The organism is Cellulomonas sp. KH9 (assembly GCF_900114185.1).
Lineage (GTDB): Bacteria > Actinomycetota > Actinomycetes > Actinomycetales > Cellulomonadaceae > Cellulomonas.
In genome coordinates this window covers 97,662-114,058 of the sequence record NZ_FOSE01000003.1, presented here as the reverse complement: position 1 = coordinate 114,058, position 16,397 = coordinate 97,662, and the positions used below count along the sequence as shown (strand labels likewise).

Sequence of the window (16,397 nt, the reverse complement as noted above, 5' to 3'; positions counted from 1 at the left end):
CGACCGGGCTTTGCGCGACGCAGTCGCCACCGCAAACGACGGCCCGGCCCCGGACGACGATCCGCTGCGGGACCGGTTCATGCACACCATGTTCGACGGCGCACTGGCGGTGCACGTCGGCGGCGCCGTGCGGTGCGTCCCGGCGCCGGACCCCGGTCAGCCACCGACGTCCTACCTCGACGCAGCACTGGGCGGACCGGACCGGCTCGCCGGGCCCATCGCGCGTCAGTTGCTCGAGGTGCTCGCCCCTCGACGAGCTGAGGGTGCGCGCACCCACAGCGTGCTGGCCGGGCGTCCCCTGGTCGCGCGCCTGCTTCACGAATGGGACCCCGAGCGCGCCCCCCGCTGCCTGGCCGAGCTCGACGAGCTGGCCGCCGACCCGCGAGACGACATGCGCCGCGCGCCGCTGGTTCACGTGGGCCGTTCGCGATCGTCATGGTGCCCTCGGGCACGGACGAGGTTCACGCGATGTCGGCCAGCGGTCCGCTGGGACGCTCGCACACCACCATCGACACCGCTCACCTGCTGGCCGCCAACGACACGTGGCTCGGCGACCAGGGCACCGCGACAGCAACGGCGTACGCGCGGCTGCGCGGCACCGGACTGAGTGCCCGCGACGCGCTCGGGACCCTTCCAGCGCTGCTGGCCGATCCCGCGTAGGGGGTTCGCTCGGAGGGGTCGGTTCGGCCGGGCGCCTTCGACCGGCGCCTCCCTGCCCCCTTCCCACTCGGAACCCTCATGACTATGATTCGGGTCATGACGACGACATCGTTGGCGAACGTGAAGGCACACCTGTCTCGCTTCGTCGACTCCGTCCACGACACGCACGAGCGCGTGACCATCACCCGCAACGGCGAGCCGGCGGCGGTCCTGATGTCGCCCGACGACCTCGCGTCCCTTGAGGAGACGATCGCCGTACTGTCGGACGCCGCAGTCATGGCCGAGGTCCGAGAGGCTGACGCCGCAGTCGCCCGCGGTGACGTCACCCCGCTGGCAGACGTCTTGCGGGCCCGCGCTGCGAACGCGTGAGGTACGAGGTCCAGCTCGCTCCTCCGGCGCGGCGCGCCCTGGCCGGCGGGTTGCCTCCGGCGGTGGCCGCGGCGGTGATCGAGTTCCTCTCTGGTCCGCTGGCGGAGGCGCCGTTCCGCGTCGGCAAGCCCCTACGGAACGAGCTCGAGGGCAAGTGGTCGGCACGACGTGGTGAGTACCGCGTCATCTACACGATCAACGCGCGTGTGGTCACCGTGACCGTGCTGACGATCGCTCATCGCCGCGACGCCTACCGCACGTAGCCGCCTACGCGGGCATCGGCCTGTGGGGCGGGTCGCTGACATGAGGAGGGGCACTGATCATGGTCGCTGCTGGCAATAGCGGCGACATCCTGCTGGGCGTTGGCACCATCGTGGTCGCGGTTCTCATCGTGCTCGTGGTGAACAAGCTCCGCGGCGGAAGCGGACGCAAGTAGGTCCACCTTCACCGGCGCAACGCCGAGGGGCCGGCTGGGTCGGTGCGGGTGAGGGCTGGCGGTGGAGGGGGTGTCAGTCCTGGCGTGGTGTGGCCGCTGGCGGCGGGTCGCACTCGAACGGCGGGCAGAGCTCGCTCTCGCCGCCGCACTCGGCCTCGACGACCGTCACCCAGTACTCGTAGGCGACGCCGGGCTGCTCGGCCGGGCGGGTGTCGAGGTAGGTGAAGTCATCGTCGGAGCGCTCGATCTCCTCGACCCGCTGCCACTGCGTGGTGCCGGCGGGGCGTCGGTGGACGATGTACGTGCGGGGTCCGCCTGGCGTCACTGCGGCGTCCCAGGAGACGAGCACCCCCTCGGGGGCCTGCTCGGCCTCGGTCGAGTAGACCCGGTGGATGACGGCGCAGTAGTCCTCGAACGTCGCCTCATCGTCATCCCTCGGGCCGGCGACCGGTGGGCGCGTGTCCGGGGTGTCCGCGGTGCCGGCCGGTCCGCAGGCTGCGACGGTGAGGACGACGAGCACCGCGAGCGCGGTGCTGACTGCTGCCCGCACGCTGCCCCCTTTCTCCGCTGCTGCGCTGCTGCACTGTCGCTGGACGGTAGACCGGCCCGGTTTGCCGGGTCTGGCGTTTCGGGCTGAACCACTCGAACAGCGCAGTACGCGACGATCGCGAGGTAGGGATGTGTGCGAGTACGCCAGGCGCACGCCGGGAGCGTCCTGGCTGGGCGTCCGCAGATGCCCGTTCGACAGCTGCCGACGGGGGTGGTGACACCACGTCCGATCTGGGCCACGACGCGGCTGTCCGGACACGTGAGGTGCTCGACCAGGAGCAGCTCGTGTCCTGGGGCTGGATCCGCCTCGTGGGGCTGGCCGCCACCGCGATCATGACCGCCTTCGCGATCGTGCACCACAACCTGCGCATGGTCCGCACGTGGGCCAGGCGCATCGGGTTCCAGAGCGACGACATCCTGCTCTCGCGCGACCGCGCCATCGCGGGGTACGAGGAGATCCCCCTCGACGACGACGAGCCGCCCGCGGCGCTGAGCCCACCCACCACAGCCTGACCTCGGCGACGACCCAGCACCCTCGACCAGCCCACGGCCCCAGGCCGATGGGCTCGTCGTCGTGTCCGGGCATGGCCACCTGAGCGCGTCGTCGCTGACTCGCGCCCGTCGCCCGACCACGAACGGCCCGAACGAGCGTCCTCGGAACGACCCTTCCGGTCCGGTTCGGCCGGCGGCCACCGGTACGCGCCGACACGTGGCGGACCTGTGGGTCGGTGGGCTTGTCCGACGGGACGTGCAACGGGGTGGCTGCCGCCTGGTAGCAGACGCGGGTGCGCCGTCGCGCGGCGACGACCAGCGTGTGGTGCGGCGGTGCGCTGGGGTCAGCGTGCACGGTGACAGTTCACCTGACTGGCCGAAGCGGGTGCGGGTGGGCCAGTGGTTCGGTGTCAGGGACCGGTCGTTCGGCTGGCCATGGACCGAGATGGGGCACCTCGTGAACCGACGCACGGTGCTGGCCGCTGTTGTGGCGGCCGCGCTCTGCCTGGGGGTTGGTGGCTGTACCGGCGCAGGCGGCCTCGCCGTACGACTCGGCGACGCAGTCCAGCCTGCGCAATCTGGTCTCCGCGGTGCAGTCGTGGTCGATGTTCGACAACGACGACCGTTTCGACGGGCTGACGGTCGCCGCGCTGGCCGGGTGGGGGTGGCGCCCCACGGGTGGGACGTACACCGAGATCGTCGTGGAGGACGGTGGGCGGTCGTGGCGCGCGACGGCGCAGGACACCCGCGCGGGTGCCACCGAGTACACGTACTCGCTGCTGGCACCGGTCAACGGGGTCGGGCCGGGGTCGGTGCGAGCCTCGCTCCCGCAGCCGGTCGCGTTGCCGGCGGCAGCCGGCGCGGTGGTCCTGGACGTGGGCGACGCGATCGACGCGGACAGGTTGGCCCGGGCGTTCGCTGCCGGCACGGTGACGCAGAGGATGGTCTGCGAGATGTCAGTCCTGTCCCCCGGGACGCACTACGCGCGTTCGACGGTGCCGGACCACGCGTTGGCGTGCGAGACGGCCCTAGCAGGAGGCACCGTGACATGGCGTGCGCTGCTAGCGACGATGCTGCGCTCCGGTGGGCGAATCGCGTTGCAGCAACTGGCCCTGGACCTCATCCGGGACGGGTCGAGCCCGCCGGCACCGCCCGTTCCGCCGACGGACCCGGACGGGCCGCCGCGGCCGCTGCCGCCGACATTGCCGGACAACATCTGGGAGATCGTTCGCAAGGCCGACCGTGTCAACGCCCCGCAGCTGAGCGACGAGGAGAAGATCGTCGTCGTCGAGCAATGCCTGAAGCTCGCGGCGAACGCGGGCAAGGACGCGATGGCGCGATGCACGGGGCAGACGCCGATCTTCTTGTCGGGGCGTGCGGACGTGCCGCAGCCGACGCAGCACGACCTGGACGCCCTGCTGGGCAACCCCGACTGGCTCTCCCTGAACCGGGAGGCGCCGCCGCACTCGCGCGAGTGGCTGACGGACCACCCGTCGTGCCAGGACAGGCTCGACTGCGTCCGGGACTGCGACGAGTTCCCGTTCGCATCCACGCAGCAGGGCGGGGGCGCGGCCAGCCCGCCGGTCAGTCTTCGCACCCTGGACTGGCAGCAGAACCGAGAGCAGGGCCGCAAGCTCGGGATGTTCTACGGCGCCCCTGGATGCGATGTGGCGCACGGTGACGAGTTCTGGGTGGTTCCCGCTGCCTGAGCTGCCCGAGGCAGCACGACAGCTGCCGACGCTGGCGTGGTGCGACAGCGCGCTGACACCTGTGCCCTGATGAGCGGCGCTCAGATCGTCGCCGCGCTGGACGGATGGGTCGAGCGCCTGGCGCACCTGGGCGCGTCCGTCGTCGACCGGTTGCGTCCCGGGCTGGGCTCGGCGCAGATCCGGCGGGTGGCTGCCGCCCACGGGTTGACCCTGAGCGAGGAGGTCGCCGCGGTGTGGGCGTGGCACGACGGCGAACGGGTCGGCACCGACGTCGGCACCAGCGTCCAGTTCCCCGGCCTGACCCCCGGAGGGGCGTTCTACGACCTCGGCACGGCGCTCGAGACCTCGTTGACGTACCACCGCATCTGCGGTGACGACGACCTGCTGACTGACCCGCACGCCTCGGACAGCGAGAAGGCCGCCGTCTGGAGGCGTGAGTGGGTGGTCTTCGACTCGTGGCTGCTGCCGCTCGTGCTGGCGACAGGGCCCGACGGGTCGACCGATACGTTCCGGTACGACCCGCAGTCGGGGACCGAGTGGGTGGCGCACAGCTCGCTGCCGGCCAGGGTGGCGCGCTGGCACGAGATGATCGACCGCGGGGCGTGGCGGGTCGAGCCGGACGGCACGTGGGCGGTCGAGCCGGCCCTGCTGCCGAAGGTCGACCGGACCTGGCCCGTGGCGGAGCGGATCCGGTGGACCGAGATCACGTAGGGGCTGCGTCAGGAGCACCGCAGGAACGACTGCCCCCCCCCCCCCCCCCCCGCGGGACGCCCTTCCGGGCCCCCGCGAGGGGTTCTGTCACTTCAAGGCACTGAGTTCCGTCAGTACCCCCTGGCGGGGTGGTGACACAACTGTCCTGACCTGCGCGGCAACCTGGTTGTCCGCGAGGGCGTCACACGGACTAAGCCGAAGTGGTCACACCGTGACGCGCTGACCTGGACAGACGCGGGCTGCGCGGCCGCCCGCCGTCCCCAGGTGCGCGCGGGCAAAGACTGCGCCATCCGGGTGGAGACGTCGACATCAGACGGGTGAACCCGGGCGCCAGGCGCGGAATGGTCTCCCCGCTCGGGCTCTAGGTAACGAGGGCGGAGCCGATGGGCACCCCCTCGAGACCCTTCGACGACAGGAGCTCGACGTGCGACCCAACTCCCTCTCCGGCATGCCGCGCGGCATGAACGTGTTCAACGACCTTCTCGAGTCCTGCATCTCGACAGCTGGAGTCCTGCGACTCGCGGGCAACGTCCCGCTGACCGACCTCAGCGAGAGGCTCTTGGGGAGCGCGATCGACGACCTCCTCGACGCGCTTGCAGCAGTCACCACGGCGGCCCCACGTGTCGGTGACGCGTTCGACCTCGATGCCGGCGAGATGCAGATCAACCCTGATCGTCCGGTGTGGCTTGCTCGCGTGTGCGCGGACGACGACGTCGTCGACTGCCTGGAGCAGCGGGGGTACTTCGACCAGTTCGACACGACGACCCGGGCCCGCGCCCGCGACGCGCTGGAATCGATCGACGGAGCAGAGGTCGAGGTGCACCACATCGGCCCAGGCCCGCTCACCCCCGTCGGGATCATCGACCTGGTCGCGGCAGCAGTCCAGATCGCTCTCACCGGGCGAGCGCACACGCCCTGGATCGACGCGTTCCCCCTCGTCCTCGACGCGACCAACGGGCGGGCTGACGCGTGAGCGCTCGCCGATCGGACCCCTCGCAGAGGCACATCGTCTGCGCTCACCCCGCGCAGCTCCGGGGCGCCCTGGACTCGATCCGTGCACGCTTGGCTTGGGCGGAGGAGATGCAGACAGGCCGTCGCGCCTACGACGCCTCATACCTGCGACGCGTCGAGAGACGGCTCCTGGACGACCTCACCGACATCCGCGCAGCCATCAAGGCGCTCGGCAACGAGCGCTCGAACACGGCAGCGGTGCGTCGAGCGCTGGAGCAGACCACGTCCCTCGAACGTGCGGTAGGCGCCCTGCGAAGCGGCCGGGCTCGCACGTGGGTTCCACGACCGCCCACGACGCCCCGCGCTCTGAAAGGGCCGCACCCGACGGGCACGGCGCTCTTCCCTCGCCGCGGTCTCTTGCCCGCGTACTCAGGCCCGTCCAGCGCGAATCACTACATGGATCCGACGAGCAGCAAGTAGGTGGAGGCGACGGGGACTCGCGTCGCGTCAGGGAGCACCGGCAACGATCAGGACTCGCCGTCGCCTCTTGCCTTCGAGCCGGCGGCGACAGCAGTGACGACCAGAGCACCCGCTGTCGCGACGGCGGGCGCATAGGTTTTCGTCTTTTGAATCACCTGAGCGCCGATCTCTGCGATGCGCCCAAGACGCCGCTGCTCCCAGGACCGTGAGTCCCCGCTGATCCCTAGCAGCCGATGGAAGTCGTCGACGCCGAGTGCGACGTGTCGGCCCGACTCGATCACCATGGGCGCCTTTCCCCGGTTCCAGAAGAGCTTCGCGTTCGCCGCCCCTACCGCCGCATCCATGCGAGCGAGCAGGCTCCCGGTGCACTGGGCGATCAGGTCCAGGCGGTCACGACGGTCCGCAGCCAAGCCACGACGGCACGCCTCGAGGGCCTCGGCGGGCTCGTCAATCGCCCGGTCGATCACGAGGACGTCGAACTCTTCCTGAAGCTGGAAGCACTCGGCCAGCACGGCCAGCCATTCGGCGACCTCCCGCTCGGCCTCTTGCGCGGCGTGCGCCAGCCCGCCAACCCGGGTCGTCTGCTCGAGAGTCTCCGCACGCGCGCGGAGTTGGCGCAGTGCATATGCCTGCACGTCGCCGATCTTGCCTGACGCAGTCTGGACTTCGGACCACGAGTCTCCGGTGACTCTGCCCTCCGCTTCCTTCCGCGTCGCGGCACGCCTGATCTGGCTCCGGGCGCCATCCATGTCCTTGAGGACGGTGTCATCGACCTTGCGGAGCACTGCGTCGACCTTCTCGTCGATCCGCGCGAGGTACTCCTTGATCTCAGCAATGCTCTGCTGCGCTGCGGCCTGGGTCATGATCCCAGCGACACCCGAGAGCACCTGCGGATTGGTCATGATCGAGCCCAGGCCGTGTTCGGTCTGGAGCCACTTCTGCACGTTTCCGGGTGTGCCGACCATCAGGTGCCTGACGCCCTCAGTCTTACTCTCCATGAGGCCGTGCTCCTGAACGAGCCGTGCCGACTCCTCGGTCAGTTTGACCCAGCGGCCTGCGTGACTTGCGAACTCCGCGGCCTCCTTGACGACCTCCGCACCGAGAGCGATGGCCGGGCGCAGCCGGTGCAGGTCGAGCTCCTTCGAGTCCGTCCACAGCCCCGCTCTTCGGAGGAACCGCTGTACAGCCGCCGCATCGCGGCCGATCACCGCGAGCCCGTCGCCGTCGCTGACCAGCTGAATCTCGTCAGTCATCGCCATGTCTCCTCTGGTGAACGGCGAGGTGCTTGGGCTCGTGCACGAGTCCGCCACTCGATACGGATCGACATTCATCCTCATGCCCTTGACCCACACCGCGATGCACATTCCGAACATGGCTGGTCTCGAGCGGCCAAGGTAGACCGCGTGCTCGCCGACCACCCGGCCGATGATCACCGCGATCTCCACACCTGACCGGCCCCTGCCGCGACGGTCCCCAGGGACGTCTGCCGCACCCCGGGCCGCGTGACCGGTGACCTAGAGGTACCCCGGCGGCGCGCTTCAAGGGGCGACTGGCCGAACCCGGGCATCGACGGCCTTCACCGCAGCGACCTCAGCGCCGCGACGGTCGGCACCTACATCGGGCGACTGGTGCCGGGCACCCCAACGGCGGGCAGGCCGATCAGGTCGACGAGGGTCTCCTCGGCGAAGCCGAGGCTGTTGATGAACTCGATGATGCTGTAGCCGTCCACGGCGTGCTCCCCCTCCGCGAGCGGGAAGGTCCCGCCTGCGCAATGCACGGTGGCTCGGAGGGAAGCGCGGCAGTGTCGACACAACCGGCCGCACCGCGCGGCGGCCGGCAGCCTCGCCAAGAGAGCGCAGCCGTCCGCGGTCATCCCAACGGCGAGCGGCCCCCATGTGCGGCCGCCCGCCGTTTGAGCGTCAGTGCACGCGGTGCGCGGTTGTGTTGGTGCGTCCCGGCGCGTCCCCCTGCGAGGCGCCGGGCACGTCCTCACTGCTTCACGAAGACGCCGCAGCCGTTCTCGAAGTCCTGGCCCTCCTGGAGCGTCACCGTCGGGTGGCCGCCCTGGACGATGTCGTTCTCGATGATGTCGCCGCCGTTGGTGCCGCTGCGGTAGATGCCCCAGTAGCAGGAGCTGGGGACCGGCTCCGCCGTGCGGTACGTGCCGGGCTCGATGTCGATGCCCACGGTCCAGGTGCCGATCGCGATCTGGCTCGCCGCGACGACCTCCTCCGCCTGCGTGATGGTCGCCTCGCGCTCGTCCAGGGCCGCGCTGCGCGCGTCGAGCTCGGCGGCCTGAGCGTCGATGTCCCCCTGCTTCGCGGAGAGCTCGTCCTCGGCCTGCTTCGCGGCAGCCTCGGCGGTCTCGAGCTGCTGGGCGAGGGTGTCGCGCTCGGCGGTGACGGCGTCCAGCTCGGTGCTGCTGGCGCTCCCGCCGCCGCCGATCGCGACGCCGAGGACGAGCGCGCCGGCGGTCACCGCGGGCCACACCCAGCGCCGCCGCTGGGGGCGCGGGGTCGGGGCGGGGGCCGGCGCGCCGAAGGCCGGGGCGTCCGTGTCCTGAGTGCTCATGTCGTGCTCCTTCGTCGTAGGTGGGCTGCTGGCGACCAGCCTGGCCCCGCCGACGCCTCCGGCATAGCCGTTGGTCGATAAGGGGGCTTATCAGCGATGCACCCCCGGCGACCGCTAGCCCCGTGCGTACAGTCAGGCCCAACGACGACGCCGGAGGAGGTGACTCGGGTATGAGCAGCACCGCGCAGCTCGCCACGCTCAGCGACATCGCCGAGCTCGCCCGTGTCCGGCGTCCCGTGGTCTCGACTTGGCGCACGCGCTTCGCCACGAGCGACACCCCTTTCCCCGCCGCGCTGGACCGCCGCAGCGGCCGTGAGGTCTTCTCCCTCGACGAGGTCGTCGCGTGGCTCGAGGGCACCGGCCACGGCAACAACCCGACGGCCCGGCAGGACGCGGCCCTGGCGGCCGCCCTCGACGTGCTCGATCCGCCGCAACGCGCGGTCGTGACCCACGGCCTGGTCGCGCTCCTGGCGCTGAAGGCCCAGCTCGGCATCACCCTGGACGGCCTTGCCGCCGCGGACCTTATCGACCTCGCCGACGACGTCGACCCGGACGACCTCTGCCTCTACCGCGAGATCGCGGCCCTCGGCGCCGACGCCGTGCTGTGGGCCGGCCACGCCGACGCGCTCGCTTCCGCGGCCTTCACACCGGCCCAGGCGGCCACCACGATCCTCTCGCGGCACCGCAGGCTGGGCCTGACCGCGGTCACCGACCATGCGCTCGCCCCCACCGCGACCGCCCTGCTCGGGCAGCTCGCCGCGGAGCTCGTCCCTGCCGACACGGCCGCGCCGCTGGTCGCGCCCCACGGCGAGGCAGACCTGCTGCTGGCCCTCGCCGCACATCGTGGGGAGCCCGGCACGGCGGTCCTCCCGACGCCCGCGGCCCCCGAGGCTCGGCTCGCCCGGCGCGTGCTGCTGGCCGGCGGCTGGGAGATCGTCGAGGCTGAGACCGACGACGGCGCGGTCCTGCCGCCCAGGGGCGCCGCCGTGCTGGTGGTGGTCCCGTCCGCGACCCGGCCGCAAGCGACCGACGCGGACGTCGTCGCCGCTCTGCTCCAGACCGAGGCGGATCTGCCCCCCGACGGCCGCGCCCTGGTCGTAGGGCCGGCGTCCGCGCTGTGCGGGGGTCTGCCCGCGCAGTTGCAGGCCGACCGGGCGACCGTCCTGCGCTCCGGCCGGGTGCGGGGGATCGTCCGCCTGCCCGCCGGGCTCTGGCCCAGCCGGGTGCGGCAGAAGATGGGCCTGTGGCTCCTCGGCCCCGGCGCCGGCGACGTCCGCAGCCCTGACCACCGCGTCGCGCTCGCCGACCTCAGCGCGACGACGCTGGACGCCGCGGCCGCCACCGACCTGGTCACGGACCTGCTCTCGACCGCCTCCAAGGCGGCCAGATCGCACGCGTTCCGCTTCGCACGACTCGTGCCGACGACGACGGTCGTGGCGGCGTCCGCAGACCTGCTCACCGTCCGCCCCCAGAGCCGCCGCCACCGAACGGACGCCGGGCAGACCGCCGCAGCGCTGCACGACCTGCTCGCCCGCGCGGGCACCGGCGGTGACGCCACGCTCACCGCGTGGCAGGTCGTGCCCGGTGAGGTCGGCGGGCCCGTCCTGGTGACCCTGGGCCGCCTCGTCGAGCTCGGCCACCTGCGCCTTCTGCCGGGCAACCGCCTCGCGGAGGACGACGTGACCGACGCGCCGGGCGGCGTCACGGTCCACACCCCGTGGACGCTCACCGCTCCGCTGCCCGGGCACCGCAGCATCGACCGGCTCGGCCTTGCCGCCGCCTATCCGGCGAGCCGCTTCACCCAGCCCGGCGACGTCGTGTTCTGCACTGCGCCACGCGCTGCCGCGCTCGTGGACCGTGACGGCTTCGCCGTCGTCGCGACCCCGGCCCGCGCGCTGCGGGTGACGCAGTCCGCGCCACCCGGCCTCATCCCCGAGGTCGTCGCCCACGCCGTGCGGACCTCCCCCGGCCACGGCGACTGGCGGGCCTGGCCAGTCCCGATTCTCCCGACCGCCGTCGCGGCGACCGCGCGGGACGCCCTCGCCGAGGTCGACTTCACCCGCCATGTCCTCACCGCGCGCCTCGCCGCCCTGGACGCCCTGACCGCCGGCCTCGTCGAGGCGACGTCGTCCGGCGCGGTGTCCCTCCTGCCCCCGATCCGCACCACCCCGATGGAAGGCTGACCCGCATGCCCCCCCGCAAGCGACTTGACCCCTCCGCTCCGATGACGATGAAAGAGCTCAAGGACACCCTGTGGAAGGCCGCGGACAAGCTCCGCGGGTCGATGGACGCCTCCCAGTACAAGGACGTCATCCTCGGCCTGGTCTTCCTCAAGTACGTGTCCGACGCCTTCGAGGAGCGCCGCGACCAGATCCGCGCGGACCTGGCCGCCGAGGGCTACCGCGAGGACCAGATCGAGGGCCTGCTGGACGAGCGCGACGAGTACACCGGCCACGGAGTGTTCTGGGTGCCGGCAACGTCACGGTGGGCGTACCTCGCGGAGCACGCCAAGGGGCTGCCCGCCGAGGCTGGACGGGCCGCGCAGACCATCGGCGAGCTCATCGACGGCGCGATGGACCACATCATGGGCTCGAACCCGTCGCTGGCCGGAACGCTCCCGCGCATCTACAACCGGGACAACGTCGACCAGCGCCGCCTCGGCGAGCTCATCGACCTGTTCAACGACGCCCGCTTCCGCGGCGACGGCGCGACCCGGGCGCGGGACCTGCTCGGCGAGGTCTACGAGTACTTCCTGGGCAAGTTCGCCGCGGCCGAGGGCAAGCGCGGCGGCGAGTTCTACACCCCGCCCGGCGTGGTCCGGGTCCTGGTCGAGGTGCTCGAGCCGTACCGGGGGCGCGTGTACGACCCGTGCTGCGGCTCCGGCGGCATGTTCGTGCAGACCGAGAAGTTCCTCGAGCGCCACGACGCCGACAGCCAGGCGATCAGCGTGTACGGGCAGGAGGCCAACGAGCGCACCTGGCGCATGGCCAAGATGAACCTGGCCGTCCACGGTCTCAACGCGAACCTCGCGTCCCGTTGGGGCGACACGTTCGCCCGCGACCAGCACGCCGACGTCCAGATGGACTACGTGCTCGCGAACCCCCCGTTCAACATCAAGGACTGGGCGCGCGCCGAGTCCGACCCTCGCTGGGTGTACGGCGTCCCGCCGGCCGGCAACGCCAACTACGCGTGGATCCAGCACATCCTGTCCAAGCTTGCGCCGGGCGGGTCCGCCGGCGTGGTCATGGCCAACGGCTCCATGTCGACGACCAGCGGCGGCGAGGGCGAGATCCGCGCCCGCATCGTCGAGGCCGACCTCGTCTCCTGCCTGGTGACCCTGCCGACCCAGCTGTTCCGATCGACCGGCATCCCGGTGTGTGTGTGGTTCTTCGCCACCGACAAGACCGCCGGCCCCCGCGGCTCCGTCGACCGGACCGGGCAGGTCCTGTTCATCGACGCCCGCGACCTCGGGTACATGGTGGACCGCGCCGAGCGCGCCCTCTCGGATGAGGACATCGCGCGAATCGCCGACACGTTCCACGCCTGGCGCGGCACCCCGTCCGCCGTCGAGGCGGGCGTGACGTACGACGACATCCCCGGCTTCTGCCGGTCCGCGACCCTCGCCGAGATCAAGGAGGCCGGGTATGCCCTGACGCCGGGCAGGTACGTCGGCGCGGCCGAGGCCGAGGACGACGGGGAACCACTCGAGCAGAAGATCGAGCGGCTGCGCGGCGAGCTGCTCGCCGCGTTCGACGAGTCTGCACGCCTGGAGAAGGTCGTGCGCGAGCAGCTGGAGCGGGTCCGTGGCTGACACCAGAAGCGTCGCAGCGTTGGAGGCCGCTGGCGTCCTGCGCGTCGAGGACGGCAACCATGGTGAGTACCGGCCGCGACCGCATGAGTTCGTTGCGGGGGGGACGCCGTACATTCGCGCCGCTGACATGACTTCGGGCACCGTCGACTTCACTGGCGCAGAGGGAATCAACGACGAGGCCTTGCTGCGAATCCGCAAGGGGATCGGTCGCGAACAGGACTCTCTGCTGTCCCATAAGGGAACGGTGGGAAAGGTTGCCTACGTCCCACCAGGCTCACCCCCCTTCGTCTGCTCACCCCAAACGACGTTCTGGCGGTCGCTCGACCATCAGAAACTCGACCCGGTCTACCTCAACATCGCCTTGAGGTCTCGCGTTATCCAGGCACAACTCGACGTCATGAAGTCGAGCACCGACATGGCGCCCTACGTGAGCCTCACTCAGCAGCGTTCGCTGATGCTCAACGTGCCGCCCATTGGCGAACAGCGGGCGATCGCCGAGGTGCTGGGCGCGCTCGACGACAAGATCGCCGCTAACACTCGCACGTCGCGGGCGCTCGACGCGCTTGCTCTCTCCCTCGCGGCGGACGTACCGCAGGACACCATGCTCAGAGACATCGCCACTGTCGCCCGCAGCATGGTTGATCCCGCATCCCTCTCGAACGACGTCGTTGATCTCTACAGCCTGCCGGGCTTCGACGCGGGCAAGCTTCCAGAGGCTGTGACCCCCGAATCGATCAAGAGCGGCAAGTTCAAGATCTCGAGCCCGGCGGTCCTGGTCTCGAAGCTCAATCCTCGGATCCCCCGCGTCTGGGAAGTGCCGACCTGCGGGGCGACCCCGGCCCTCGGTTCGACCGAGTTTGTCGTCCTGCACCCGATGGGCACGTCAACGGCCGTGCTGTGGGCACTTCTCGCCCAGCCGCCATTCAGCGCGTCGCTGGAAGCCAGAGTGGCTGGCACATCCGGTTCGCACCAGCGCGTGAAGCCCGACGAGGTGCTGTCGACGATGACCGGCAACCCGGCGGCCTTGGGCGACGGAAGGCGGGCTGAGATCGACGCGCTCCGGGCACGGACTCACGCTGCTCTTTCCGAGAACGTCAAGCTCTCAGCAACACGAGATGCGTTGCTCCCCGCCCTCATGTCCGGCGCCCTCCGGGTCAAGGACGCTGAGCGCCTTGCCGAAGACCTCACCTGAACCGACTGATCACATGCAGGGGGAACCATGGCCGAGATGCCGCCGGACCACGACGGCTCCGCGCCACCCGCACCGCCGTCAGATCCTCCTCCGCTCACCGTCTCGCCCCCGTCGCGACCGACCCGCCCGTGGCTGCTGCCGGTCGCGACGGGGGCAGCAGGCGTCCTCATCGGCGCTGGCCTGGTAGCCGGGATCACCGCCTTCCGGGCCGACGCCGAGGCACGAGCCGAGGAAGCCGCGGCGGAGGAGGCGCGCGCCGCGCGGGCCGCCGTCGTCCCCGACGCAGTCGAGACCTGCGGAGTCACGGGCACCGACGGGATCGTCGTCGCGGACGAGGGGCGGTCGTTGACCTTCGACATGAAGGGCGACGACGACCTCCGCGGTGCGAACATCACCGACATCGTGTGCGTGTTCACGGCGCTCGACATGCCATCGGCGGTGGTCTCGCACATGGACCAGACAACATCGATGGACGGTCGGCAGTCGGAGAGCTGGGGTGACCTGACCGTGTCGTGGTCCTACCACCCCGACCGTGGCCTCGACGGTGTCCTGACGGTGAGTGATGGGTAACGGGCGGGGCATGGGCCGCTCGGGGCAGACGGCACAGCCCCCGGCATGCGGGTGCACGGCTTGCCTTCTTCACTTACTTCGCACTCTACTTCGCAACAGACTTGGCAGGTGTGAAGTTGAGTGCTGAGATGGGCGCCATGAGCGTCGACGACGTCCACGAGCTGCTCGCCACGCTCCGCCGCATCGGCGGGGAGCCCACCCGCGTCGAAGCCAAGCGAGCCGCCGGCGGACTGCCGAAGAGCCTGCGCGAGACCCTCAGCGCCTTCTCCAACTCCGATGGCGGCACCGTCCTCCTGGGAGTCGACGAGGAGACAGGCTTCGCGACAGTCCCGCTCGACGATCCGATCGCCCTGCGCGACGGGCTCGTGCAGATGTCCCGGGACGACATGACCCCTGCACTCCTCGTCAGCACGGACCTCGTCGAGGTGGAGGGCAACACCGTCGTCGTCGCCGAGGTCCCCCCGGTCACGGCGGACCGCCGGCCGGTGTACGTGACCAGCCAGGGCATCATCACCGGCTCCTACCTTCGCGGCGGCGACGGTGACCGGCGCATGACTGAGGCCGAGATCGCGATGGTGATGGCCTCACGAGCGCAGCCCGCGTACGACCGCGAGGCTGTCGTCGGGACCTCGGCAGCCGACCTGGACGACGACGCCCTCCGCCGCACCGTGCAGCGCATGCGGTCGGGCTACCCGAAGCTGGCCAGGGCCGACGAACCGAGCCTCCTCTTCCGGCTGGGCATCACGGCCGGGGCCGACGCCGACGCACCGCTCACGCTCGCCGGGCTGCTGACCTTCGGACAGTTCCCCCAGCAACACTTTCCTCAGCTGATGGTCTCCGTGGTGGTGCACGGGCCCGACCCCGGCTCCGGGACACGGTTCCTCGACAACCAGACCATCCGAGGGTCCATCCCCGAGATGGTCGAGACGACGCTGTCGACACTGCGCCGCAACCTGGCGGTGCGCGCCGTCATCACCGATCGCGGCGGCCGGACGGACGAGGTCGAGTACCCGCTCGAGGCAGTGCGTGAGGCAGTGGTCAACGCACTGATGCACCGGGACTACAGCCCCGTCACACGCGGCACCCAGGTGCAGATCGACCTCTTCCCCGACCGGCTCGTCGTGCGCAGCCCCGGCGGGCTCTACGGCGGCGTCCTCATCGACGACCTCGGCACAGAGGGCATCTCGTCGTCACGCAACGCCGTGCTCGCCAGTCTCCTCGCGGACACCTACCTGCCCTCGTCGAACGAGCTCGTCGCCGAGAACCGCTCCTCCGGCATTCCGGCCATGCTCGATGTCGCACGCCGCCGCGGCCTCCCCCGGCCTCAGTTCCGCAGCTCGATCACCAGCTTCGTCGTCACGATGGCACGCTCGGAGCTCCTCAGCCCGGACGTGCGCCACTGGATCGCGGGGCTGAAGGCGCATCTGCCCACGCAGGCGCACCTCATCGCACTGGCGATGCTCCGCGAGGGGTACCTGACCAACGAGATGCTCCGACAGTGGGGCGTCGACCGGGTCGCCGCCGGACAGGTCCTGCGGGACCTCGTCGAGCAGGGCCTCGCCATCAAGGAAGGTGGCCGCCGGTACGCGCAGTACGTGCTCGATCCCGCCGCCGGCCGCCCAGCCGAGCCCGACCTGTTCAGCGGACTCCCCGTCGCCACGGTCGCGGAAGCACTGCGCAGCCGCGGGGAGATGACGTCCGCAGAGCTCATGGAGCTCACCGGGCGCTCACGGTCCGCCGTGCTGAACGACCTGCGTGAGCTCACCGCCGCAGGGGACGTCGTGGGGCTCGGTGCCCCGCGCAGCCCTCGACGGCGGTACCGCTGGACCGGCGGAGGCGCTTCATGACGGCGGCCCTCACGACGACCGAGCACGACCACCACGTCCGCACCATCGC

The 16,397-nt window shown here is 71.0% G+C and carries 15 protein-coding genes; 12 read left to right on the top strand and 3 right to left on the bottom strand.

Translation table 11 applies throughout. The features are described from left to right. Positions 1-468 precede the first annotated feature (468 nt). The 3 genes from BMZ16_RS10480 (at position 469) to BMZ16_RS10470 (ending at position 1,292) form a co-directional block, all read left to right on the top strand. The gene (locus BMZ16_RS10480; protein WP_143082796.1) at positions 469-660 is read left to right on the top strand and encodes a hypothetical protein; all 192 of its coding nucleotides are present in this window, start codon (positions 469-471) and stop codon (positions 658-660) included. Positions 661-756: 96 nt separating this feature from the next. Continuing rightward, the gene (locus tag BMZ16_RS10475) at positions 757-1,029 is read left to right on the top strand and encodes a type II toxin-antitoxin system Phd/YefM family antitoxin (protein WP_089801006.1); all 273 of its coding nucleotides are present in this window, start codon (positions 757-759) and stop codon (positions 1,027-1,029) included. Beyond that, complete coding sequence (locus tag BMZ16_RS10470) at positions 1,026-1,292, top strand: type II toxin-antitoxin system RelE family toxin (RefSeq protein ID WP_089800253.1); 267 nt, start codon at positions 1,026-1,028, stop codon at positions 1,290-1,292. The genes BMZ16_RS10475 and BMZ16_RS10470 overlap by 4 nt, the downstream gene beginning before the upstream one ends. A 246-nt stretch (positions 1,293-1,538) precedes the next feature. On the opposite strand, the gene BMZ16_RS10465 is transcribed toward BMZ16_RS10470, so the two are convergent. Next, on the bottom strand, positions 1,539-2,015 hold the full coding sequence (locus BMZ16_RS10465) for a fibronectin type III domain-containing protein (protein ID WP_089800251.1): 477 nt from the start codon (positions 2,013-2,015) through the stop codon (positions 1,539-1,541). A gap of 263 nt (positions 2,016-2,278) precedes the next feature. Here BMZ16_RS10465 and BMZ16_RS10460 point away from each other — a divergent pair, with 263 nt between their 5' ends. The 4 genes from BMZ16_RS10460 (at position 2,279) to BMZ16_RS10445 (ending at position 5,899) form a co-directional block, all read left to right on the top strand. Next, positions 2,279-2,527: a hypothetical protein gene (locus BMZ16_RS10460; protein WP_089800249.1), complete on the top strand. Its 249-nt coding sequence runs from the start codon at positions 2,279-2,281 to the stop codon at positions 2,525-2,527. A 494-nt stretch (positions 2,528-3,021) separates the two neighbouring features. Further along, positions 3,022-4,215 (top strand): NucA/NucB deoxyribonuclease domain-containing protein, encoded by a 1,194-nt coding sequence (locus tag BMZ16_RS10455; protein ID WP_089800248.1) that lies wholly within the window; start codon positions 3,022-3,024, stop codon positions 4,213-4,215. Between the two features lie 69 nt (positions 4,216-4,284). Next, positions 4,285-4,926 carry an SMI1/KNR4 family protein gene (locus BMZ16_RS10450; RefSeq protein WP_089800246.1) on the top strand — a complete coding sequence of 214 codons (642 nt, stop codon included), beginning with the start codon at positions 4,285-4,287 and terminating at the stop codon, positions 4,924-4,926. A 460-nt stretch (positions 4,927-5,386) separates the two neighbouring features. Beyond that, on the top strand, positions 5,387-5,899 hold the full coding sequence (locus BMZ16_RS10445; protein WP_143082795.1) for a hypothetical protein: 513 nt from the start codon (positions 5,387-5,389) through the stop codon (positions 5,897-5,899). 505 nt (positions 5,900-6,404) lie between these two features. Here the strand turns inward: BMZ16_RS10445 and BMZ16_RS10440 are convergent. After that, the gene (locus BMZ16_RS10440) at positions 6,405-7,802 is read right to left on the bottom strand and encodes a hypothetical protein (protein ID WP_089800242.1); all 1,398 of its coding nucleotides are present in this window, start codon (positions 7,800-7,802) and stop codon (positions 6,405-6,407) included. 544 nt (positions 7,803-8,346) lie between these two features. Beyond that, a complete protein-coding gene (locus tag BMZ16_RS10435) occupies positions 8,347-8,928 on the bottom strand; it encodes a coiled-coil domain-containing protein (RefSeq protein ID WP_089800240.1) in 582 nt (193 codons plus the stop codon). A gap of 170 nt (positions 8,929-9,098) precedes the next feature. Here BMZ16_RS10435 and BMZ16_RS10430 point away from each other — a divergent pair, with 170 nt between their 5' ends. The 5 genes from BMZ16_RS10430 (at position 9,099) to BMZ16_RS10410 (ending at position 16,348) form a co-directional block, all read left to right on the top strand. After that, positions 9,099-11,111 carry a hypothetical protein gene (locus BMZ16_RS10430; RefSeq protein ID WP_089800238.1) on the top strand — a complete coding sequence of 671 codons (2,013 nt, stop codon included), beginning with the start codon at positions 9,099-9,101 and terminating at the stop codon, positions 11,109-11,111. Positions 11,112-11,116: 5 nt separating this feature from the next. Next, entirely contained in the window at positions 11,117-12,739 is a 1,623-nt protein-coding gene (locus BMZ16_RS10425; RefSeq protein ID WP_089800236.1) for a class I SAM-dependent DNA methyltransferase, read from the top strand. Continuing rightward, on the top strand, positions 12,732-13,931 hold the full coding sequence (locus BMZ16_RS10420) for a restriction endonuclease subunit S (RefSeq protein WP_089800234.1): 1,200 nt from the start codon (positions 12,732-12,734) through the stop codon (positions 13,929-13,931). Before BMZ16_RS10425 ends, BMZ16_RS10420 begins: the two co-directional genes overlap by 8 nt. A 27-nt stretch (positions 13,932-13,958) precedes the next feature. Beyond that, positions 13,959-14,501: a hypothetical protein gene (locus tag BMZ16_RS10415; protein WP_089800232.1), complete on the top strand. Its 543-nt coding sequence runs from the start codon at positions 13,959-13,961 to the stop codon at positions 14,499-14,501. A gap of 137 nt (positions 14,502-14,638) precedes the next feature. Then, entirely contained in the window at positions 14,639-16,348 is a 1,710-nt protein-coding gene (locus BMZ16_RS10410; protein WP_089801003.1) for an ATP-binding protein, read from the top strand. Positions 16,349-16,397: the final 49 nt, after the last annotated feature.